The 20391-nt window shown below is 72.6% G+C and carries 17 protein-coding genes and 2 pseudogenes; 7 read left to right on the forward strand and 12 right to left on the reverse strand.

The window, feature by feature from the left end; all coding sequences use genetic code 11:
- Positions 1-863: 863 nt before the first annotated feature.
- The 5 genes from recA to dhaM form a co-directional block, all read right to left on the reverse strand.
- Positions 864-1913, reverse strand: a complete 1050-nt coding sequence (gene recA / locus AB0K00_RS34960; RefSeq protein ID WP_363529453.1) for a recombinase RecA — start codon at positions 1911-1913, stop codon at positions 864-866.
- A gap of 149 nt (positions 1914-2062) precedes the next feature.
- On the reverse strand, positions 2063-2263 hold the full coding sequence (locus tag AB0K00_RS34965; protein WP_363529456.1) for a DUF3046 domain-containing protein: 201 nt from the start codon (positions 2261-2263) through the stop codon (positions 2063-2065).
- A gap of 10 nt (positions 2264-2273) precedes the next feature.
- The gene (locus tag AB0K00_RS34970; protein WP_363529459.1) at positions 2274-3503 is read right to left on the reverse strand and encodes an MFS transporter; all 1230 of its coding nucleotides are present in this window, start codon (positions 3501-3503) and stop codon (positions 2274-2276) included.
- 40 nt (positions 3504-3543) lie between these two features.
- Positions 3544-3804, reverse strand: coding sequence for an HPr family phosphocarrier protein (locus AB0K00_RS34975; RefSeq protein WP_363529462.1), 261 nt, complete (start codon positions 3802-3804; stop codon positions 3544-3546).
- Entirely contained in the window at positions 3788-4171 is a 384-nt protein-coding gene (dhaM, locus tag AB0K00_RS34980; protein ID WP_363529561.1) for a dihydroxyacetone kinase phosphoryl donor subunit DhaM, read from the reverse strand. The genes AB0K00_RS34975 and dhaM overlap by 17 nt, the downstream gene beginning before the upstream one ends.
- Positions 4172-4223: 52 nt before the next feature.
- Between dhaM and dhaK the strand changes: the two genes are divergently transcribed.
- Entirely contained in the window at positions 4224-5213 is a 990-nt protein-coding gene (gene dhaK, locus AB0K00_RS34985; protein WP_363529465.1) for a dihydroxyacetone kinase subunit DhaK, read from the forward strand.
- A gap of 1 nt (position 5214) precedes the next feature.
- Positions 5215-5829, forward strand: a complete 615-nt coding sequence (dhaL, locus tag AB0K00_RS34990; protein WP_363529468.1) for a dihydroxyacetone kinase subunit DhaL — start codon at positions 5215-5217, stop codon at positions 5827-5829.
- Here dhaL and AB0K00_RS34995 read toward each other — a convergent pair.
- The 4 genes from AB0K00_RS34995 to AB0K00_RS35010 all read right to left on the reverse strand — a co-directional run bounded on the left by AB0K00_RS34995 (position 5826) and on the right by AB0K00_RS35010 (position 10201).
- The gene (locus AB0K00_RS34995) at positions 5826-6968 is read right to left on the reverse strand and encodes an acyl-CoA dehydrogenase family protein (RefSeq protein WP_363529471.1); all 1143 of its coding nucleotides are present in this window, start codon (positions 6966-6968) and stop codon (positions 5826-5828) included. The two genes, dhaL and AB0K00_RS34995, sit on opposite strands and share 4 nt — an antisense overlap.
- A gap of 58 nt (positions 6969-7026) precedes the next feature.
- Positions 7027-7821 carry a hypothetical protein gene (locus AB0K00_RS35000; RefSeq protein WP_363529473.1) on the reverse strand — a complete coding sequence of 265 codons (795 nt, stop codon included), beginning with the start codon at positions 7819-7821 and terminating at the stop codon, positions 7027-7029.
- A 46-nt stretch (positions 7822-7867) separates the two neighbouring features.
- Positions 7868-8659, reverse strand: a complete 792-nt coding sequence (locus tag AB0K00_RS35005) for a hypothetical protein (RefSeq protein WP_363529476.1) — start codon at positions 8657-8659, stop codon at positions 7868-7870.
- A gap of 219 nt (positions 8660-8878) precedes the next feature.
- Entirely contained in the window at positions 8879-10201 is a 1323-nt protein-coding gene (locus AB0K00_RS35010) for an aminotransferase class I/II-fold pyridoxal phosphate-dependent enzyme (RefSeq protein ID WP_363529479.1), read from the reverse strand.
- Positions 10202-10278: 77 nt separating this feature from the next.
- On the opposite strand from AB0K00_RS35010, the gene AB0K00_RS35015 reads away from it, so the two are divergent.
- Positions 10279-11469: a bifunctional pyridoxamine 5'-phosphate oxidase family protein/GNAT family N-acetyltransferase gene (locus tag AB0K00_RS35015; protein ID WP_363529564.1), complete on the forward strand. Its 1191-nt coding sequence runs from the start codon at positions 10279-10281 to the stop codon at positions 11467-11469.
- A complete protein-coding gene (gene leuE / locus AB0K00_RS35020; RefSeq protein ID WP_363529482.1) occupies positions 11469-12107 on the forward strand; it encodes a leucine efflux protein LeuE in 639 nt (212 codons plus the stop codon). The genes AB0K00_RS35015 and leuE overlap by 1 nt, the downstream gene beginning before the upstream one ends.
- Positions 12108-12188: 81 nt before the next feature.
- On the opposite strand, the gene AB0K00_RS35025 is transcribed toward leuE, so the two are convergent.
- Complete coding sequence (locus tag AB0K00_RS35025) at positions 12189-12581, reverse strand: hypothetical protein (protein WP_363529485.1); 393 nt, start codon at positions 12579-12581, stop codon at positions 12189-12191.
- A 129-nt stretch (positions 12582-12710) separates the two neighbouring features.
- On the opposite strand from AB0K00_RS35025, the pseudogene AB0K00_RS35030 reads away from it, so the two are divergent.
- The 3 genes and pseudogenes from AB0K00_RS35030 to AB0K00_RS35040 form a co-directional block, all read left to right on the forward strand.
- A pseudogene (locus tag AB0K00_RS35030) lies at positions 12711-16334 on the forward strand (DEAD/DEAH box helicase); the annotation flags it as partial.
- 414 nt (positions 16335-16748) lie between these two features.
- Positions 16749-17612: pseudogene (locus AB0K00_RS35035) on the forward strand (DEAD/DEAH box helicase); the annotation flags it as partial.
- Between the two features lie 42 nt (positions 17613-17654).
- Entirely contained in the window at positions 17655-18125 is a 471-nt protein-coding gene (locus AB0K00_RS35040; RefSeq protein ID WP_363529487.1) for an oxidoreductase, read from the forward strand.
- Positions 18126-18133: 8 nt separating this feature from the next.
- Here the strand turns inward: AB0K00_RS35040 and AB0K00_RS35045 are convergent, their stop codons facing one another.
- Both AB0K00_RS35045 and AB0K00_RS35050 read right to left on the reverse strand, forming a co-directional pair.
- On the reverse strand, positions 18134-18949 hold the full coding sequence (locus tag AB0K00_RS35045) for a GNAT family N-acetyltransferase (protein ID WP_363529490.1): 816 nt from the start codon (positions 18947-18949) through the stop codon (positions 18134-18136).
- Positions 18943-20139, reverse strand: a complete 1197-nt coding sequence (locus AB0K00_RS35050; RefSeq protein WP_363529493.1) for a cellulase family glycosylhydrolase — start codon at positions 20137-20139, stop codon at positions 18943-18945. The genes AB0K00_RS35045 and AB0K00_RS35050 overlap by 7 nt, the downstream gene beginning before the upstream one ends.
- Positions 20140-20391 lie beyond the last annotated feature (252 nt).

Raw genomic sequence — 20391 nt, forward strand, 5'->3', positions numbered from 1 at the left:
CTCCACGCTGATCGCCGCCGGAAAGTCCCCCACGCCGGTCGCCGCCAGCAGGTCCGCCTGGGCGATCACCGCTGGGAGACTTGCCGGAGCGAGCGCCCCCCGCGCCGCGTTGCCTCGTGGATGGCGGCCCGCCGTCAGCTCCGCTGGGAGCGGTCGACAACCTGCCGGCCGGGCTACCGCCCTCAGGAACAGACAACCAAGCAGGCGGAGCCCCGCGTTCCGCGGCGGGAAGCCGAGTGGTCGCAACGTCACTGTGCTCAGGATCGGACGGCCAGCCTGGCGGAACGTCACCAGGCGATGTCCACCTCGACCGCGCCGGCCGAGAAGCCGCAGCCCCACCCAGCTGCGCTTCGGCAGCCGACTGACCCCCGACGGCCGACTGCCCCCCAGCAGATGGCTGGGCTTCGGTCGACAGCCACGGGTTGTCGTCCCCCATGTCGGCGAAGAGCCAGGGACTCCTCTCCGCCGCAGCAGCAAGCGCCGCAGCCGGCGCCACGGCAGGCTCAAGCCCGCCACCCCCGAACCCGGCAGCACCAGGCCCAGCAGCACCAGACCCAGCAGCACCAGGCTCGGCAGCATCGGACGCTGGAACGTCAGGCTCGTGCCCGTCGCTCCCGGCCGGCTGCTCGTCGGGACCGCTGGATCGCCGCCTGCCCGGCACGAGCACACCTCCGAAACCTGAACCGCCCGCGCCGGCATCGAGCCCGCGACGAGCGGCGAACCTGCATCAACACCGACCGGTGGCACGCACCCACAGACGTGCTCGGCGGGCCGGGCCGCGGGTCGAACCTCCCGGACGGAGGTCCTCCCGCGGCCGGCACCGAACGCCGTGAGTCGCGCGTGAAGAACAGCTGAGCCCTCGGTCAGAAGTCGACCGGGACCACCTCGGGGCCGCCGGCCGCATCCGTGGCCTGGCCGACACCGACGCCGAGCTTCTCTTTGATCTTCTTCTCGATCTCGGCGGCCACGTCGGGGTTCTCCCGCAGGAACTTCCGGGAGTTCTCCTTGCCCTGGCCGAGCTGGTCGCCGTCGTACGTATACCAGGCGCCGGCCTTGCGGATGATCGTCTGCTCGACGCCGACATCGATGAGGGAGCCCTCGCGGGAGATGCCCTTGCCATACATGATGTCGAACTCGGCCTGCTTGAACGGCGAGGCCACCTTGTTCTTCACGACCTTGACGCGGGTGCGGTTGCCCACCACGTCGGTGCCGTCCTTGAGGCTCTCGATGCGGCGCACGTCGAGGCGGACCGACGAGTAGAACTTCAGCGCGCGGCCACCCGTGGTGGTCTCCGGGCTGCCGAACATGACGCCGATCTTCTCGCGGAGCTGGTTGATGAAGATCGCGGTGGTGCCGGAGTTGTTGAGCGCACCGGTGATCTTCCGCAGCGCCTGGCTCATGAGGCGGGCCTGGAGACCGACGTGGCTGTCGCCCATCTCGCCCTCGATCTCGGCGCGCGGCACGAGGGCAGCGACCGAGTCGATGACGATGATGTCGAGGGCGCCGGAGCGGACCAGCATGTCGACGATCTCGAGGGCCTGCTCGCCGGTGTCCGGCTGGGACACGAGCAGCGCGTCGGTGTCGACGCCGAGGTTCTTGGCATAGTCGGGGTCGAGGGCGTGCTCCGCGTCAATGAACGCCGCGATGCCGCCCTGTGCCTGGGCGTTGGCGATGGCGTGGAGCGCCACGGTCGTCTTACCACTGGACTCAGGCCCGAAGACCTCGACAACCCGTCCGCGGGGCAGGCCACCGATCCCGAGGGCAACGTCGAGTGCGATGGAGCCGGTCGGGATCACCGCCATCGGAGCGATGACCCGCTCGCCGAGGCGCATGACCGAGCCCTTGCCGAACTGTTTGTCGATCTGCGAGAGGGCGAGCCCGAGCGCCTTCTCCCGGTCAGGTTGCACTGCCATGTCCGTCACCCCTGAGTTCGCGGTCTTCGTCGGCGTTCGTTTATTCACGCTGACAAGGTAAGCGCCGGGTATGACAAAAAACCGGCGCCGACCCCTGAGGAGGCTACCCGTACATCTGTACGATCAACGAGGCGACACGCCAAAAAACCTCACCGCAGCCTGCTAGGAACACGCTCCGGGTATGCGGCGACCACAGCGCGCCACACCACGGCGGTGTCCTCGCCACCTGCGAGTGCTTCCTTGATGGTCCGTCCACCCAACTCGGTCAGCACCTGGTCGTTGGCGACGCTCCCGGCGTACGCCACGCCGAACACCTGCTCCAGCCGCTGCCAGAAATCCGTCAGTCGCACGCGGCCAAGACTAAGACCTCCGCAGCGCCAGAGCAGCCAGCGGCACCACGGCGATGCCGGCCAGTACCGACAAGGTGGCGAATCCGAACAGATCGACCACGACCCCGGCGAGGGCGCCCGCGGTCGCCGCCGACACGCCCATGATGACGTCGGACAGGCCCTGGACACCGGAGCGCTGCACGACGGGCACGGACTCCGACAGCAGCGTGGAGCCGGCCACCATCGTGCAGCTCCAGCCCACGCCGAGCAGGCCCATCGCGACCGACAGCTGGGCCGTGTGGTCGCCGGCGGTGCCGCTCAGCGCGCAGGCGAGGGCCAGCAGCACGACACCCGTAAGGATGACGGGGCGGCGGCCGAACCGGTCGGTGGCCCAGCCGACGACCGGGGACAGCGCGTACATGCCGGTGATGTGGATGCTGATCACCAGCCCGACGATGCGCAGCAGGTCACCGTGCTCGTGCACGTAGCCGCCGATGTGCACGGGTGTCATCGACATCACGCCGACCATGACCACGTGCCCGACGGCGACGGTGGAGACGCCGAGCCGCGCCCCGACGCTGGTCCGGATCGCCGCGAAGGCCGAGCTCCACGATGGTGATTTTTCCGATAAATCCGACACCACCAGCAGTCGCGCCGTCAGCAACGGATCCGGTCGCAGCAACCCGAACAGCACCAGACCCGCCACCCCGAACGCCAAGGCGCTGAACAGGTACGGCCCCGCGTACTCCGGCGCACCCCACGGCATCGTCAGCCGATCGGCGAACGGCGCCAGGTTCGGGCCCACCACCGCGCCCAGTGTCGTCGCCCACACCACCAGCGACAGGTGCCGGGCCCGGCGGTCACTGTCAGCGAGGTCCACCGCCGCGTACCGCGACTGCAGGTTGGCCGCGCTCGCCCCGCCGAACAGGAACGTCCCCGCGAACAGCAGCGGCACCCACTGCAGCCACACCGCGGTGACCACCAGCAACGATCCGGTCACCCCGGCGGCATAGGCGAACACCAGCCCCGGCCGCCGCCCGCCGGTCCGCATCAGCCGGGTGGCCGGGATCGCGATCAGCGCCGCCCCGATGACCGCGGCACTGCCGGACAGCCCCGCGGCGGTCGGCCCGGCCATCTCCGAGGCCAGCAGCGCACCGATCGACACGCCGCTCGCCACGCCGAGCCCGCCGACAACCTGCGTGGAAACGAGCAGGCCAAGGGTGCGCCGCTGGAGCGTGGCAACTGGAAGGGCGTCGATCACGGTGACATCCTCGCGTATGCACCGCGACGCGCACCACTCCTTACTCGTAAGCCGACAGGAGCGCCACCACCGCCGATACCGCGGCGGCGGCGTCATCGCCGGTGGCGTGCACCTGCACCGAGGAGCCCGCGCGGGCGTTGAGCCCCATCACCCCGAGCACGCTGCGGGCACTCACCTGCTTGCCCTCATAGCGGATTTCGACGGTACTGACGAAGCCCGCCGCCGCCCGAACCAGCGCCCCGGCGGGCCGGGCGTGCAGGTCGGCGGGCAGGATGACCGTCGCCTCAGAGCTTGCGGACATCGCGGGCCTCCGTCGCCGCGCGCGTGCACTCGGCCAGGTCGGCACCGGTGCCGGCCAGCACCGCCGCGGCGACCGCACCCTCCACGAACGGCGCGTCGACCAGGACGGCCGTGTTGGCGACCCGGTCCTCGAGCACGGTCTGCGCGGTGAGGACGGCGCTGCCCAGGTCGGTCAGGACCAGCACCCCGCCGCCCCGGTCGGCCCGGTCGATCGCGACCAGGATCCGGTCGTAGCTGGTGCCGAGCCCACCGTCGTCGGTGCCGCCCGCCGCCTCGATCGGCACCTCCTCCCCCGCCACCTGGACCAGCATGTCCCGCAACCCGTGCGCGAGCCGTTCGCTGTGTGAAACGAGGACGATTCCCACCATGTGTGCCACGCGGGCAATGCTATGCACGACCCGTACCCGCAAAATGGCAGGCATGAAGAAGTTCATCAACGACCCGGACGACGTGGTCCGGGAAGCCCTCGCCGGGATGGCCGCCGCGCATCCCGACCTGCGGGTCGACCTCGACGAGCAGATCATCGTGCGGGCCGGCGCGCCCCGCCCCGGCAAGGTCGGCCTGGTCTCCGGCGGCGGCTCCGGGCACGAGCCGCTGCACGGCGGGTTCGTCGGGCTCGGCATGCTCGACGCGGCCTGCCCCGGCGAGATCTTCACCTCGCCCGTCCCGGACCAGATCCTGGCCGCCACCAGGGCCGTGGACGGCGGCGCGGGCGTCGTGCACATCGTGAAGAACTACACGGGCGACGTCATGAACTTCGAGATGGCCGCCGAGGACGCCGAGATCCCGATCGAGAGCGTCCTGGTCGACGACGACGTCGCGGTCGACGGCTCCACCTGGACCGCCGGCCGCCGTGGCACCGGCGCGACCCTGCTGGTCGAGAAGATCGCCGGCGCGCTTGCCGAGGAGGGCGCCCCGCTCGCCGCGGTCGCGGCCGTTGCCAGGGACGTCAACGCGCGCTCGGCGTCGTTCGCGATCGCCCTCACCTCGGGCACGACCCCGGCCGCGGGCAAGCCCGGATTCGACCTGCCCGAGGACGAGATCGAGGTCGGCGTCGGCATCCACGGCGAGCCCGGCCGCGCCCGCGAGAAGCTGCGACCCGCCCGCGACCTCGCCGCCCGCATCGTGGAGCCGATCCTGGCCGCCAAGCCGGTCGAGCCGGGATCCCAGGTGATCGTGCTCGTCAACGGTCTCGGGGGTACGCCGCTGCTGGAGCTGTACGTGATGTTCAACGACATCAGCCGGCTGCTGGCCGACGCCGGGGTGCAGATCGCCCGCAGCCTGGTCGGCAACTACGTCACCAGCCTCGACATGGCGGGCATGTCGCTCACCGTGTGCCGGGTCGACGAGGAGCTGCTGCGGTTGTGGGACGCCCCGGTCCGTACCCCCGGCCTGCGGTGGGGCGTCTGACGTGGATGCCGCCCTGGCCCGCGCGTGGGTCGCCGCCGTCGCCGCCTCGGTCACCGCGAACGCCGCCGAGCTGACCGACCTCGACGCCGCCATCGGCGACGGGGACCACGGCGTCAACCTGCGCCGCGGGTTCGACGCGGTGGTCGCCGCCCTCGCCACGTTCGAGGCCGACACGGCCGGCGCCGTCCTGACCAAGACCGGCACGACGCTGGTGTCGAAGGTCGGCGGCGCGTCGGGTCCGCTGTACGGCAGCCTGTTCCGCGCCCTCGGCAAGGCCCTGCCCGCCGAGGTCGACGCGATCGCCTTCGCGGACGGTCTGCAGGCCGGCCTGGACGCGATCGTGCGGCTCGGCAAGGCCTCACCCGGCGACAAGACCATGGTCGACGCGCTCACCCCAGCGGTCGACGCCTTCACGGCCGCGGCCCCGTTCGGCTTCGCGGCGGCCGCCGCCGCGGCATCCGCGGCCGCGGCGGAAGGGGCCGTCGCGACGACGCCGCTGCAGGCCCGCAAGGGCCGGGCGTCCTACCTGGGCGAACGCAGCGCCGGCCACCAGGACCCGGGCGCGACGTCCACCGCGCTGATCTTCGCCGCGCTCGCCGGGGTTTCCGCCACCTAGACGCCCAGGCTACGGCCGATGATCTCCTTCATGATCTCGGTCGTGCCGCCGTAGATGGTCTGCACGCGGCTGTTCAGCCAGGCCTTGGCGACCGGGTACTCCATCATGAAGCCGTACCCGCCGTGCAGCTGGACGCAGCGGTCCGCCACCTTGTTCTGCAGCTCCGTGGTCCACCACTTCGCCTTGGCCGCGTCGGCGACGGAGAGCCGCCCCGCGTTCTGCTCGACGATGCACTGGTTCAGGAACGTCCGGGCGATCGTCACCTCGGTGTCGAGCTCGGCGAGCACGAACCGGTTGTGCTGGAACGACCCGATCGGCTTGCCGAACGCCTGCCGCGTCTTGGCGTACTCGAGGGTGATCGCCAGGACGTGCTCGGCGGACGCGACGGCGGCGACCGCGATGCCGAGCCGCTCCCGCGGGAGGTTCGCCATCAGGTGGTAGAAGCCGGAGTTCTCCTGGCCGAGGAGGTGATCCGCGGGGATCCGGCAGTCGTCGAAGAACAGCTCGGCGGTGTCGTTGGCCTTCAGGCCGACCTTCTCCAGGCGGCGCCCCCGGCTGAAGCCCGGCGTGCCGGACTCGACCACGAACAGGCTGATGCCGTGCGCGCCGAGCGAGGCGTCGGTCTTCGCCACGACGATGACGAGGTCGGCGAGCTCGCCGTTGGTGATGAACGTCTTCTGCCCGTTGAGGACCCACTCGTCGCCGTCACGCACCGCGGAGGTCCGCACCCCGGCGAGGTCGCTGCCGGCACCTGGCTCGCTCATCGCGATGGCGGTCACGATGTCACCGGAGCAGAACCCGGGCAGCCAGCGCTTGCGCTGCTCCTCGTTGGCCAGGTCGGTCAGATACGGCGCGACGACGTCGTTGTGCAGCCCGAACCCGAGCCCCGACGCGCCCGCGGCGACGATCTCCTCGACGAGGACCGCGTTGAAGCGGAAGTCCTTCTGCCCGCCGCCGCCGTGCTCCTCGTCGACGTCCATCCCGAGCAGCCCGGCCGCGCCCGCCTTGCGCCAGACCTCCCGGTCGACGATCCCGGCCTTCTCCCACTCGTCGTTGTGCGGCACCGCCTCGCGGGCCAGGAACGCCTTGCACAGTTCCCGGAAGGCTTCGTGCTCGGCTTCGTACAGGTGCTGTTCCATAACGTGCAGTGTTCTCCGTGAGACACGGTCTCGACTAGCCCACCACCGCCGGAGCGCCCTAGAGGCCGAGCATGCCGTACAGGTGGTCGGGGAGCGGCTCGGCGTTGGCGGGTGCGGTGGTGCTGAGGGTGGTGCCGAAGTCGGAATACGTGGCGGTCACCGGGTTGTCGGGGATCTCGACCTTCATCGACACCAGCCGGTCCTGGTCGTCGACGGTCGCCTCGAACGGGATCCTCCTGGCGACCTCGCCGAGCTGGATCACCTGCGGGATGTTGACCGGCCCCCACGCAACCACGCGGGTCATGTCGACGGTGCCGGTGTAGCCGCGGTTCTCGCGGCGCACGTCGTGGGTGGCGGTGACCAGCGCCTGCACGCCCGTCGGGTCCTTGATGGCGCTGAGGCCCAGCGACCCGGGCCGGGTGACGCGGGCGGGATCGACGCGAAACCAGGTCTTGCCGTCGAACCCGGGCAGCGGCAGGCCGGTCAGCCGCGTATACGCGCTGCCCCGCACGCCCAGCGTGTCGATCTTCAGGGAGGCGCCGTCGGAGGAGACGCTGACCGTGGCGTCGAGCAGGTCGGCGATGGGGTCGATGCCGCCGGTGTAGCTGCCCTCCTTGGCCACCATCTTGAACTTGTACCCACCGCTGTTCAACGCCTGCAGGCTCTTGGTCAGCTCGCTCTGCAACGGCGCCACCGACGGGCCTGTAGTCGGCTTCGGCGGCTCGCCCTTGCCGAACGAACAGCCGGCGAGCGCGACCACCGCGACCAGTGCCGAGGCCAGCGCCGCGAGCAGCGCGGGGGCGGACGGCCGCGGGTGCCCTGGCCGGGTCGGGATCAGCCGTCGTCGCAGCATCGGGGTCAGCCCTTGTCGCATCGGGGTCGGCCGTTGTCGCATCGGGTCAGCCGTTGAGCAGGCCGTAGACGGCGGCCGGGGCGGCGAGGACATCGGCGGCCTTCGGCGCGGCGACGGTGACCGGCTGACCGTGGCCGGTGTAGTCGACCGTCAGCGCCTGCTCGGCGACCGTGCCATAGGCCGGGACCGTGATCTTCAGCGAGACCAGGTGCTGGCCGTCGAGGGTCGCCGTGAACGGTGCTGCCTTGGCCTTCTCGCCGAGCGCCTGGATGACGGCGGCGTCGTCGATGCCGAGGTCGCCACCGCTGGTCAGGTCATATGTGCCGGTGATCGTGGTCGGGGCGCTCTGCGTGGCGGTGACGACCCGGGCGACGAGACCCTGGCTGACGGTGGGGTCCTTCGCCTCGATCAGCCCGATGATCGCATCCTTCTTGATCTTCGAGCGATCCACCTTGTACCACTTCTTGGCGTTGATGCCGGTCGTCGGGATGCTGGTCTTGAAGTAGTAGTCGGCGCCGAGCGCGATGCCCTCGATCGTGTATTTGAGCCCGCCCGCGGCGACCCCGTCGACCTTCACCTGCTGCTTGCCCGCGGGGTCGATCGAGCCGGTGAAGGTGCCCTCGGGGATCTTCATCGCGTAGCCATAGGTGCTCGAGTTGAGGTCCTTGACGGCCGCGGCGAGCACGTCCTTGGCGGCCGGCGCGGCCGACGTGGTGCCACCGGTGCCCTTCGAGGCGCCGCTGGTGGTCTTGTCGTCGTCGCCCCCACAGGCGGTCGTCAGTGCCAGTGCCATCGCCGCGACGACGATGCCGAACGTCCTGAACGCGCTGGTGCGCATGTCATTCCCCTCCCTGATGACGCGCCCCGAATCGTGCGGGGGCCGGTTGCGGACCGTGCCCGGCCCTTCCTCCTCGCTGTTCAACAGCCGCTGGACGGTTTCGGGTGCGTCGCGGGCCGCGGAAGCGGCCGACGGCACATCCGTGAATGGTGCTACGCCGTCGGACACTAGCGGCAGGGTCCGACAGTTCCGGTCCGTGGGGGTCACGAAGCCGCAATGTCACACCTGCCGCCCGGACGGATCGGTGAGCCGGCGCACGACCGCCGCGGCGACCCGTCCGGCGTCGCGCGGGTCGAGGGACGCCGTGGTGATGCGGATCGCGGGCGGCGTGAGCAGGCGATACATGGAGCCGGGCGCCACGGCGATGCCGTCCTCTCGCAGCCCCGCGACCATGGATGTCTCGTCGGGGACCGGCAGCCACACATTGATCCCGCTCACGCCGTGGGCCGGCAGGTCGCCGAGCGCGGCGCGCAGCGCCTCCCGGCGGGTCGCGTAGACGTCGCGGGCCCGGTCGACCGCCGCCGTGGCCTCCGGGTCCCGCCACAGCGCCACGACCAGGTGCTGCAGGACGGTGGAGACCCATCCCACCCCCAGCCGCATGCGTCCCTCGATCCGCGCCACGGTCACGTCGTCGCCGACGATCGCCGCGACGCGCAGGTCCGGCCCGTACGGCTTCGACAGCGACCGCACATACGCCCACGAGCCGGTCGCGCCGACCAGCGGATGCACCCGCTCATGCGCCAGCTCGGCCGCGTGGTCGTCCTCGAGGACCAGCAGCTGCCGGTGCGCGGTGAGCTGCCGCCGCAGCGCCGCGGCCCGCCGGGCGGTGATCACCGCGCCGGTCGGATTCTGCGCGCGGGAGGTCACGACCAGTCCGGCGACGCCGGCGCTCAGTGCCGCCCGCAGTCCCTCCTCGGTGGGCCCCTCGTCGTCGACCGGCACCGGCACCGGGGTGAGTCCGAGCGCCGCGACCAGGTCCAGAAGGTTGGCCCAGCCGGGGTCCTCAACCGCGACCTTGTCGCCCGGCCGCAGGTGCGCGACGAGGGCCCGCTCGAGCGAGTCGAGTGCCCCGCCGGCGACGGTGAGCCGTCCGGAGGGGATGCCGTCGGCCGCGAACCGTTCGCCGGCCAGCTCCAGCAGCTCGGGCAGCGGGCCACCGCCGGCGTAACCGACCGGTGGCATGCTCGCGGCGAGCCGGATCAGGTGCGGCGCGTAGTGCGGCAGCAGGTCGTGGTCGGGCCCGCCGCTGGCCAGGTCGAGGGCGCCCGCGGGCACGGCGAGGGCGTGCCGCGTGCGCCTGGCCACCGGCGGTCGCGGCCGCACCCGGGTGCCACCGCGGCCGGCGGTCTCGATCAGCCCGCGCTCGCGCAGCGTCCGATACGCGGCCGCGACGGTGGCCGGGCTGACGCCCAGGTCGACGGCGAGGGCCCGGACCGAGGGCAGGGCCGCGCCCGGGTCGAGGTCGCCGCAGCGGATGCCGCTCTCGACGCTGGCCGAAATCTGGGCTGCCGTGCCGCCCGTCGGCTGATACTGTACTGCCACAGTTGAGAGATTGTACTAGAACAAATGAGGTCGCGGTGGACACATATCTCAAGACGGCGCGGACGACCCCCAAACGGATGGGCGAGCGCGCGTCATATGACGCCGACCTGGTGCACGCCGTCCTCGACGAGGCCTATGTCTGCCACCTCGGGTTCGTCGTCGACGGCGAGCCACGTGTGCTGCCCACCCTCTTCGCCCGCGTCGACGACACGATCTACCTGCACGGCTCGACGGGGAGCCGGCCGCTGCTGGCGGCCCGCGACGGTGGCGTGCCGGTCTGCGTGACCGTGACGCTGCTCGACGGCCTGGTGCTCGCCCGCTCCCAGTTCCACCACAGCGCCAACTACCGCTCGGTCGTCGCGCATGGCACCGCCCGGCCGGTCACCGACCCCCAGGAGCGGGAGGCGGCGCTCGCCGCACTGGTCGACAAGGTCGTCCCCGGTCGGGCCGCGGACAGCCGCCCGGGCAACGCCAAGGAGCTTGCCCAGACGGCGGTGCTGGCGCTGCCGTTGCGTGAGGTGTCCGCCAAGATCCGCACGGGTGGCCCCAGCGACGACGAGCAGGACCTGCACCTGCCGCACTGGGCGGGTGTGGTACCGCTCACGCTCGTCACCGGTCCGGTCGAACCGGCACCCGGTGTGCTCGTGCCGGTCCCGGAGTATCTGCGACCCGCCGCGACCGGCTGGCAGGCCGCACCGACGCTGCGGGGCAGGCACCTGGTGATCGAGCCGCTCGACCACGCGCACACGGCGGGCCTGTTCGCCGCGCTCGACGACGCCGAGGTCTGGACGCATCTCACCGTGGCCCGGCCCGCCTCCGCGGCGCAGATGGCCGCGATCGTCGACGCCGCGATCAAGGACCCGACGCGGATGCCCTTCGTACAGCGGAATCCGGACAACGGAGAGATCCTCGGCAGCACCTCCTATTACGCGATCGACGAGGGCCGCCGGTCGATCGCGATCGGGCACACCATGCTCGGCCGGCCGCACTGGCGCACCGCGATCAACACCGAGTCGAAGCTGCTGCTGATGGCGCACGCGTTCGACACGCTCGGCGCGATGCGGGTCGAGTGGCACACCGACATCCGCAACGAGCGCTCGCAGCAGGCCATCGCCCGGCTCGGTGCCGAGCGTGAGGGTGTACTGCGCTCGCACCGGCAACGCCCCGACGGCAGCTGGCGCGACACGGTCTGCTTCGCGATGCTCGCCGATGAGTGGCCCGCGGCGCGGGAGCGGCTGACCTCGGCGCTGGAAGCGGGAGTCCGCTGATGCTCGGCGTGACCAACCCGTGGACCTACGTGCTCGGCACCGCCGCCATCGTGCTGCTGCCCGGCCCCAACTCGCTCTACGTGCTGTCCGTCGCCGCCCGCCGGGGCGTGCGCGACGGGTATCGGGGCGCGGCCGGCGTCTGGCTCGGCGACGCACTGCTCATGACGCTGTCGGCCGGTGGCGTGGCCTCGCTGCTGCACACGTATCCGTGGCTGTTCGTCCTGGTGAAGTACGCGGGAGCCGGCTACCTGGCCTACCTCGGCGTCCGGCTGGTGGTCGACACGGTGCGACGGCTGCGGGCACCGGACTCGGCGCCGCAGACCGAGGCGCCGGCGGACCGGCCCTTCCGGCGGGCGCTGGTGATCAGCCTGTTCAACCCGAAGGCGATCCTGTTCTTCGTGTCGTTCTTCATCCAGTTCGTCGACCCGGACTATGCGTATCCGGCGGTGAGCTTCCTCCTGCTCGGCATCGTCGCGGAGGTGCTCAGCGCCATCTACCTGACGGTGCTGATCTTCGCCGGCCGTTACCTCGCGGAGCAGTTCCGCTCGCGGCGCAAGCTGGCCGCCGGGCTGAGCACCACGGTCGGCGGGCTGTTCCTGGCGTTCAGCATCAAGCTGGCGACGGCAAGCCTGTCGTAGCGGCGTACACCTCGCACAACGCATGGAGGGTCCCCCACTGGTTCATGGGGGACCCTCTTCGCTGCCCGGCCAGGCAAGTCCTCAGTGCTCCACGATCAGGTCCGCCCGGCCCAGGTCGCGGAGCAGGTCGTTGACCACGCGGTCGTCGTCACCCTGGCGGCGGCGTTCGACGGGCGCGCGGCCCCCGGTCAGCAGTGCCAGCCGGGCGCCGCCGGGGCGGCCCGGGCCGTCGCCGTTGGTGCCGCGGTAGACGAAGTAGTGCACGGCGGCCCGTACGCGCGCCCGATCGACCGCGCTCGACCTGGCGGTGTCGGCGATCAGCTGGCGCAGCGCGGCGGCCATCCGCTCGGCGTGCCCGACGTCGACGGTGCTGCGGCCGGTCCGCAGGGCGGCGAGGTAGGCGTCGAGCTGGCGCAGCAGCACTTCCGACTCCTGGCGGATCGCCCGCTGGGCGATCGTGCGCTGTGCTGCCACCGGCTGCTCCTGTGATTGGGGATTGGCACACTTTAGCCAAACTCCCCCTTTCGTACAAATCGGACTAATCCTATCGGCGGAGTCAGCTCGTCGGGGAAAAGTGTCGTACCGCAGGGGCAGGATGGAGGCATGGATGAGCTGGGTCGGTTCGGGACGGCGACGCGGGAGTGGTTCGGTGCGGCGTTCGCGGCGCCAACCGCCGCGCAGGCCGGCGCCTGGCGTGCGATCAGCGCCGGCCGGCACGCCCTCGTGGTCGCGCCGACCGGCTCCGGCAAGACCCTGGCCGCGTTCCTCTGGTCGCTCGACCAGCTCGCCGCCCGCCCTGATGTGGAGGCCACGAAGCGCTGCCGGGTGCTCTATGTCAGCCCGCTGAAGGCCCTGGCGGTCGACGTCGAGCGCAACCTGCGGGCACCGCTGGCCGGCATCAGGCAGGCGGCCGCGCGGCTCGGGCTGGAGCAGCCCGACATCAGGGTCGGCATGCGCACCGGCGACACCCCGGCCGACGAGCGGCGGGCGTTCACCAAGACCCCGCCCGACATCCTGATCACCACGCCGGAGTCGCTCTATCTGCTGCTCACCTCGCAGGCCAGGGAGTCGCTGCGCAGCGTCGAGACGGTGATCGTCGACGAGGTGCACGCGGTCTGCGCGACCAAGCGCGGCGCGCACCTGGCGCTGTCCCTGGAGCGGCTCGACGCCCTGCTGGAGCGGCCGGCCCAGCGGATCGGGCTGTCCGCGACCGTCCGCCCGATCGACGAGACCGCCAGGTTCCTCGGCGGCGCCGCGCCCGTCGAGGTCGTCCAGCCGCCCAGCGCCAAGACCATCGAGGTCGAGGTGCAGGTGCCGGTCGAGGACATGACGGCGCTCGGCGAGACCGACCCCACGCAGGACGACGACGGGGCACCCCGGACGGCATCCATCTGGCCCGCCGTGGAGGAGCGGGTGCTCGACCTGATCGAGGGTCACCGCTCCACGATCGTGTTCACCAACTCGCGGCGCGGCGCCGAGCGGCTCTGCGCGAGGATCAACGAGCTGTCCGCGGCCCGGGCCGGCATCCCCACGCCCACCGCGCCACGCACCCCCGCCGAGATGATGGCGCAGGCCGGCACCGCCAACGGCGCGGCGCCCGTCGTGGCCCGCGCCCACCACGGCAGCGTCTCCCGCGAGGAGCGCAAACACATCGAGGAGGCGCTCAAGTCGGGCCAGCTGCCGGCCGTCGTCGCCACCTCCAGCCTGGAGCTGGGCATCGACATGGGCTCCGTCGACCTCGTCGTGCAGATCGAGGCGCCGCCGAGCGTCGCCGCCGGCCTGCAGCGGGTCGGCCGCGCCGGGCACCAGGTCGGCGCCGTCTCCCGCGGCGTGGTGTTCCCGAAGCACCGCGGCGACCTCGTGTCGTGCGCCGTCGTCGCCGAGCGGATGGTCCAGGGCGGCATCGAGGAGCTGCGCTATCCGCGCAACCCGCTCGACGTCCTCGCCCAGCAGATCATCGCGATGGTCGCGATGGAGCCGTGGCACGTCGACGAGCTCGCGGCGCTGGTGCGCCGCACCGCGGTCTTCGCCGACCTGCCCGAGTCGGCGCTGTTCGCGGTGCTCGACATGCTCGCCGGGCGCTATCCGTCGACCGCGTTCGCCGAGCTGCGGCCCCGCGTCGTGTGGGACCGCACCGACGGGATGCTCACCGCCCGCCCCGGCGCGCAGCGCCTCGCCGTCACCAGCGGCGGCACCATCCCCGACCGCGGTCTCTTCGGCGTGTTCCTGGCCGGCGCCGAGAAGGCCGCCCGCGTCGGCGAACTCGACGAGGAGATGGTCTATGAGTCACGCGTCGGCGACGTGTTCCTGCTCGGCTCCACCTCGTGGCGCATCGAGGACATCACCCCCGACCGGGTCCTGGTCTCCCCCGCCCCGGGCGCCGCCGCGAAGATGCCGTTCTGGAAGGGCGACTCCCCCGGCCGCCCGGTCGAGCTGGGCCGTGCGATCGGCGCCCGCCTGCGCGGCTTCGTGAAGTCCGGCGACGAGGTCGCCCGCACGCAGCTGCGCGACGGCGGGCTCGACGAGTGGGCCGCCGACAACCTCCTGGCCTACCTGCGCGAGCAGCGCGAGGCGACCCGCCACCTCCCCGACGACCGCACCGTGCTGGTCGAGCGGTTCCGCGACGAGCTGGGCGATTGGCGGATGACCGTCCACTGTGTCCTCGGCGCCCGGGTCAACGCGCCGTGGGCCCTCGCGATCGCCCGCCGGCTCAACGAGCGCTACGGCGTGGACGCCCAGGTCATGCCCAGCGACGACGGCATCGTCGTGCGCCTGCCCGACATCGCCGACGACCCGCCCGGCGCGGACCTCGTCGCGTTCGACCCCGACGAGATCGCCGGGATCGTCGAGGAGACCGTCGGCACGTCGGCGATGTTCGCCGCCCGCTTCCGCGAGTGCGCCGCCCGCGCCCTGCTGCTGCCCCGCCGCGACCCGCGCCGCCGCCAGCCGCTGTGGCAGCAACGGCAGCGCTCCGCCCAGCTGCTCGACGTCGCCCGGGACTACGCCGACTTCCCGATCACGCTCGAGGCCGCCCGCGAGTGCCTGCAGGACGTGTTCGACGTCGCCGGTCTCGTCGGCGTGATGCGCGACATCGCCGGCCGCAAGCTCCGCCTCGTCGAGGTCGAGACGCCGCGGCCGTCACCGTTCGCACGGTCGCTGCTGTTCGGCTACGTCGGCGCGTTCCTGTATGAGGGCGACTCCCCGCTCGCCGAGCGCCGGGCCGCCGCCCTCGCGCTCGACCCGACGCTGCTCGCCGAGCTCCTCGGCCGGGTCGAGCTGCGCGAGTTGCTCGACCCCGAGGTCGTCACCGAGACCGAGCGGACCCTGCAGTGGCTCGGCGACCAGCGCACCCCACGCGACGCCGAAGACGTCGCCGAGATGCTCCGCGTCCTGGGCGACCTGTCCGACGCCGAGCTCACCGCCCGCGGCGCCGACCCCGCCTGGGCCGTCGAGCTCGCCGCTCAGCGCCGTGCCATCCAGGTCCGCGTCGCCGGCGAGCCCCGCTGGATCGCGGTCGAGGACGCCGCCCGCTTCCGCGACGCCCTCGGCGTGGCCCTGCCCGTCGGCCTGCCCACCGCATATCTCGAGCCGGTCGCAGACCCGCTCGGCGACCTCGTCACCCGCTATGGCCGCACGCACGCCCCGTTCAGCGCGACGACCAGCGCGGCCCGCTTCGGCCTCGGGGTCTTCGTCCTCGAGCAGGCCCTGCGCCGGCTGCCGTCGATGGTGTCCGGCGAGTTCACCCCCGGCGGCGCCGGCACCGAGTGGTGCGACACGGAGATCCTGCGGCTGCTGCGCCGCCGGTCCCTGGCCGCGCTGCGCCGCGAGATCGAGCCCGTGCCGCCCCGCGCCCTGGCCAGGTTCCTGCCCCAGTGGCATCAGATCGGCTCGTCCCGGGCCAGGGGCATCGACGCCGTCGCCGCGGCAATCGAGCAGCTGCAGGGCATCCCGATGCCGGCCTCCGCGCTGGAGCGGCTGATCCTGCCCGCCCGCGTCGCCGACTACACCCCCGCCTATCTCGACGAGCTGTGCGCCTCGGGCGACCTGCTCTGGTCCGGCGGCGGCGCCATCGGCGAGCATGACGGCTGGATCAGCCTCGCCTTCGCCGACACCGCCCCGCTGCTCCTGCCCGCCCCGGCCGACGTCGGCGGCCCCGTCCACGCCGCGATCCTCACCGCGCTCGCCGGCGGGCAGGCCTTGTTCCTGCGCACGTTGGCGGAGCGCGTCAACGACATCCTCGCCTCGACCCCGCCGCCTCCACCCGCCGAGCAGCTGACGCCGGGCGCTCCGGTCCTCGGGCAGCCGGCCGGCGACACCGCCGCGTCCAGGACCACCCGCGGGCGTCGGACCCTCGACCGTCCCGCCCGCGCCGAGGCAGCTGGCCCGCCGAGCGGCGCAGCCTCGGGCGGGTCAGACCCTGCCGGCGCGGGCGTGGCCGGGGCGGGGAGCGATGTCACGGCGACTGCGGCGGGACGGGTGGAGGCGGGCGAGGTCGTGCCGCCACCCATGCCGCTGGCCAGGCTGCGCAGGGCGAAGGCGGCACCGGGCGAGGGCTCGATCAGTGGCACGCTGCGAGGGGTCGAGGCGTCGCTGCACGCCGGTGTGCCCGGTTCGCCGCTGGCGGGGCCGGTCTTCGTGAGCGAGGCGGAGCTCCTCGACGCGGTGTGGGACCTGGTGTGGGCGGGGCTGCTGTCCAACGACACGCTCGGTCCGCTGCGGGCGAAGCTCGGCGGTGGCGGGGCACACCGGGCCAAGCCGGCGGCGCCGCGGTCGCGGTATCGGCGGGCCGGGGTCGCCGCGGCGCGGGCGTCGCTCGCGGTGGGCCGGACCGGGCCGCCGACCGGGGCGGGGCGCTGGCATCGGCTGCCCGACCGGGACCTCGACCCGACCCGCCGGGCGACGGCCAACGCCGAACTGCTCCTCGACCGGCACGGGGTCGTCACGCGCGGGGCGGTGATGGCCGAGGACCTGCCGGGGGCGTTCGCAGGCGTGTATCCGGTGCTCGCCGCGATGGAGGAGCGAGGTGCCGCCCGGCGGGGGTATTTCGTCGAGGGGTTGGGCGCGGCGCAGTTCGCGTTGCCGGGTGCGGTCGACCGGCTCAGGGGCGGCACCGACACCAGGGACGCACTCGTGCTTGCCGCCACCGATCCCGCCAATCCGTATGGTGCGGCGCTGCCCTGGCCTGAACGCGTGGTCGACGCCGGCGACGGCGAGCGTTCCGGGCACCGGCCCGGACGCAAGGCAGGTGCGCTCGTCGTCACGGTCGGTGGCGACCTCGTCATCTACGTGGAGCGCGGCGGGCGGACGCTGTTGTCGTATGTCGAGGACACCGACCTGCTCGCGCTCGCCGCGAAGGCGCTCGCGGACGCGGTCCACGGCGGTGCGCTCGGTGCGATGTCGGTCGAGCGCGCCGACGGCGAGTCCATCCACACGTCGGCGCTCGGCGAGGCGTTGTCGGCGGCAGGGTTCAGGACCACACCGAAGGGGCTCCGCCTGCGGGGCTGAGGCACGGCAACGATCACGAGGACAGCGGAGGGAGGCGGCACGGTGACCCGGTCGACAGGCGAGGGACAGGTGTCGTTGTTTGAATACGCCGGCGGCGCACCGGCGTTCCAGGCGTTGGCGGCGGCGCTGCACGAGCGGTGCCTCGCGGACCCGGTGCTCAATCATCCGTTCTCGCATCCGGGCCAGCATCCTGAGCACGTCCAGCGGCTCGGAACGTATCTGGCCGAGGTGTTCGGGGGTCCGCCGGAGTATTCGCAGACGTGCGGCACGCACTTCGGGATGCTCGACCTGCACGCGCGGCAGGGCGCCGACGACGACCTCGGGGAGCGGTTCGTGCGCTGCTTCGTGCTCGCCTGCGACGACGCCGGGCTGCCCGCCGACCCGGCGTTCCGGGGTGCGCTGCGCGACTACATGACCTGGGCGGCGGGCGACGTCATGCAGTACTCACCGCTGGGTTCCCAGGTGCCGGCCGACGTCCGGATGCCGCACTGGACATGGGAAGGACCCCACTAGGACAGCGGTCACCCGGCGGATGGGGGCTCGGCGAGGTGTTCGAGCTGGATGATCGCGTCGCCGTCGTGGAGGCGGGCGGAGCGGCCGGTCGGGGTGTAGCCGGCGGCGGCGTAGAGGCGCTGGGCGCGGCTGTTGGACTCGCGGGTCCACAGCGTCGTGCGGGTCCAGCCGAGGGCGTGGACCGCGCGGAGGAGATGCCGGCCGTAGCCGTTCGACCAGTGGGAGGGATGCACGAACACCATCGACACATGCCCGTAGCCGGGGATGAGCTCGCCGGCGCCGTCATCCGCGCGGCCCGGCTCGACCAAGGCCATGCCGACCACGACCCTGCCCTCACCGACCACGGCCTCGGAGCCACCAGCCACCACGCCGGGCACGGCGGCTGACGGCACGCCGGGCACGCCGCCTGACGGAACAGGCACCCCAGCCGACGTGGCAGGCAGACCGGCGGGCACAGCAACCGGCACGCCAGGCGCACCTGCCGACGTGGCGGGTCGACTGGCGGGCACAGCAACCGGCGCGCCGGGCACACCAGCCGATGTGACGCGCACACCAGCCACCGCGCTGGGCACGTCAGCCGACGTGACGGGCACAGCAGCCACCGCGTCGGGCGCAGCAGCCGACGTGGCGGGCGCACGGGCGGGTGTGGCTGGCAGGGTGGCTACCAGGACGGTGGCGTCGGGGTCGGTGAGTTTCTCGCGGATGCGGGCCAGGCGCGGCGGGGTCGGGGGTAGGCCGCGGGCTGTGTTCGCCGCTTGCCAGACCTCGACGGCGGCGGGCAGGTCGCGAGGTAGCGCGGCGCGCACGTCGATCATCGTCACCATTGAAGCACCTGGCGGGTCATCGGGGTCAACCGCTGGCAGAGAGCGGGGTGGGGCCAGGTGACGTCGCGGAGTTCGTCGTCGTAGGACTGCCAGTAGTGGCCGCTGCCGTCGTGGTCGAAGTAGGCGTGCGACTCGTAGGCGGAATGGTGCAGCGGATCCTGGATCCAGGCGCGCGGGTGCATGAGGCCCCAGGACGGTGGGCCCATTGGGACGTAGCCGCTGACGAGCAGGGCGCGGCGGTCGCCGGTGGCGCGGATCGCGTCGACGGACTGCTGGGCGGCGCGTTCCCAGAGCAGGGCGCCGGCGCGGCCGTCGGCGGCGAGGCGGGTCGGTTCGTTGAGCAGACCGAGGCCGATGACGGCGGGGTTGTCGGCGACGACAGCCATCCGGCGCCAGAAGTCGGCGAGCGCGGTCGTCGGCAGGCCGGGGCCGCCGAGGCGCAGCAGGGTCTGCTGGTGCGGGCCGCCGCCGAGGGCGAACTCGCCGTACCCGTGCAGGTCCAGCACGACGAGCAGGTCGGCGGCGCGGGCGTGGTCGAGGGCGGCACGGACCCGGGCGACCTCGGCGGTGGAGAGCGGGCCGAACGGGGTCGGCTGGAGGCGTTCCCAGTTGACCGCGAGGCGGACGAGGCGCACGCCCCGCCCGGCGAGGAACTCGTAGCTCTCCGGGGTTTCGTACGTGTAGTCGTGGCCGTACCGGCCGGGGTTGGCGCTGCCGAAGCCGCCGTTGACCTCGGATGTGGCGAAGGAGCCGGCGGCGAGGTTGACGCCGCGCAGGTAGCCGGCGGCGCTGCCGTGGCGCTCGACGACCTTGGCCTGCGGGCCGGCGACGTCGACGTCCATGCCGTGCGCGACCGGGCGGTAGACGGCCATCGGGTAGTTGGCGGGCCAGGTGCCGGCGGCCCACGCCGTGACGGGCAGGCCGATCGTGTCGGCGGCGGAGTACCAGGCCTCGGCGACCCCGGTCCACTGTTGCGCGTCGCGGTCGGCGGGCCAGCCGATCTCGCCGATGAAGCCGCTCGCGTCGTTGCGGCGCAGCCACGCCGAGAAGTTGGCGAGCCCGGCGACGGCCCTGGCCTGCACGATGTCGGTCGTGCAGAACGTCTGCAGCGCTTTTGGCCAGGTCACTGGCACGACCAGCGCCGCCACGAGCAGCAGCAGCACCAACGCCAGCGCCGAAGCTTTGCGCACCACGGCACGCCACTGCCCGACGGCAGGCGGGTCATGCCTGCACCCGCGCTGCGCTTCGGCGCCGACCGGCCCGCCGATGACTGCTCCGGACCAGTCATCGCCCGGACCGGCCCGCCGGTGACCAGCCCGTCGGCGACCCGCCCACAGCGGAGGACCAAGGACGCCAGCGGAAGACCGAGGATGCCGACAGAGGGCCGCGGAGATGCCGGCAGAGGGTCAGAGGCGCCGCCAGAGGACCAGATACGCCGGCAG

It is taken from the genome of Dactylosporangium sp. NPDC049525, from assembly GCF_040676755.1.
GTDB lineage: Bacteria > Actinomycetota > Actinomycetes > Mycobacteriales > Micromonosporaceae > Dactylosporangium.

Excerpts from the sequence above, each read along its gene's own strand:
- recA (WP_363529453.1), bottom strand. The coding sequence starts at position 1,913 with ATGGCAGTGCAACCTGACCGGGAGAAGGCGCTCGGGCTCGCCCTCTCG.
- AB0K00_RS34975 (WP_363529462.1), bottom strand. The coding sequence starts at position 3,804 with ATGTCCGCAAGCTCTGAGGCGACGGTCATCCTGCCCGCCGACCTGCAC.
- dhaM (WP_363529561.1), bottom strand. The coding sequence starts at position 4,171 with ATGGTGGGAATCGTCCTCGTTTCACACAGCGAACGGCTCGCGCACGGG.
- dhaK (WP_363529465.1), top strand. The coding sequence starts at position 4,224 with ATGAAGAAGTTCATCAACGACCCGGACGACGTGGTCCGGGAAGCCCTC.
- AB0K00_RS34995 (WP_363529471.1), bottom strand. The coding sequence starts at position 6,968 with ATGGAACAGCACCTGTACGAAGCCGAGCACGAAGCCTTCCGGGAACTG.
- AB0K00_RS35000 (WP_363529473.1), bottom strand. The coding sequence starts at position 7,821 with ATGCTGCGACGACGGCTGATCCCGACCCGGCCAGGGCACCCGCGGCCG.
- AB0K00_RS35005 (WP_363529476.1), bottom strand. The coding sequence starts at position 8,659 with ATGCGCACCAGCGCGTTCAGGACGTTCGGCATCGTCGTCGCGGCGATG.
- AB0K00_RS35015 (WP_363529564.1), top strand. The coding sequence starts at position 10,279 with ATGGGCGAGCGCGCGTCATATGACGCCGACCTGGTGCACGCCGTCCTC.
- leuE (WP_363529482.1), top strand. The coding sequence starts at position 11,469 with ATGCTCGGCGTGACCAACCCGTGGACCTACGTGCTCGGCACCGCCGCC.
- AB0K00_RS35045 (WP_363529490.1), bottom strand. The coding sequence starts at position 18,949 with ATGGTGACGATGATCGACGTGCGCGCCGCGCTACCTCGCGACCTGCCC.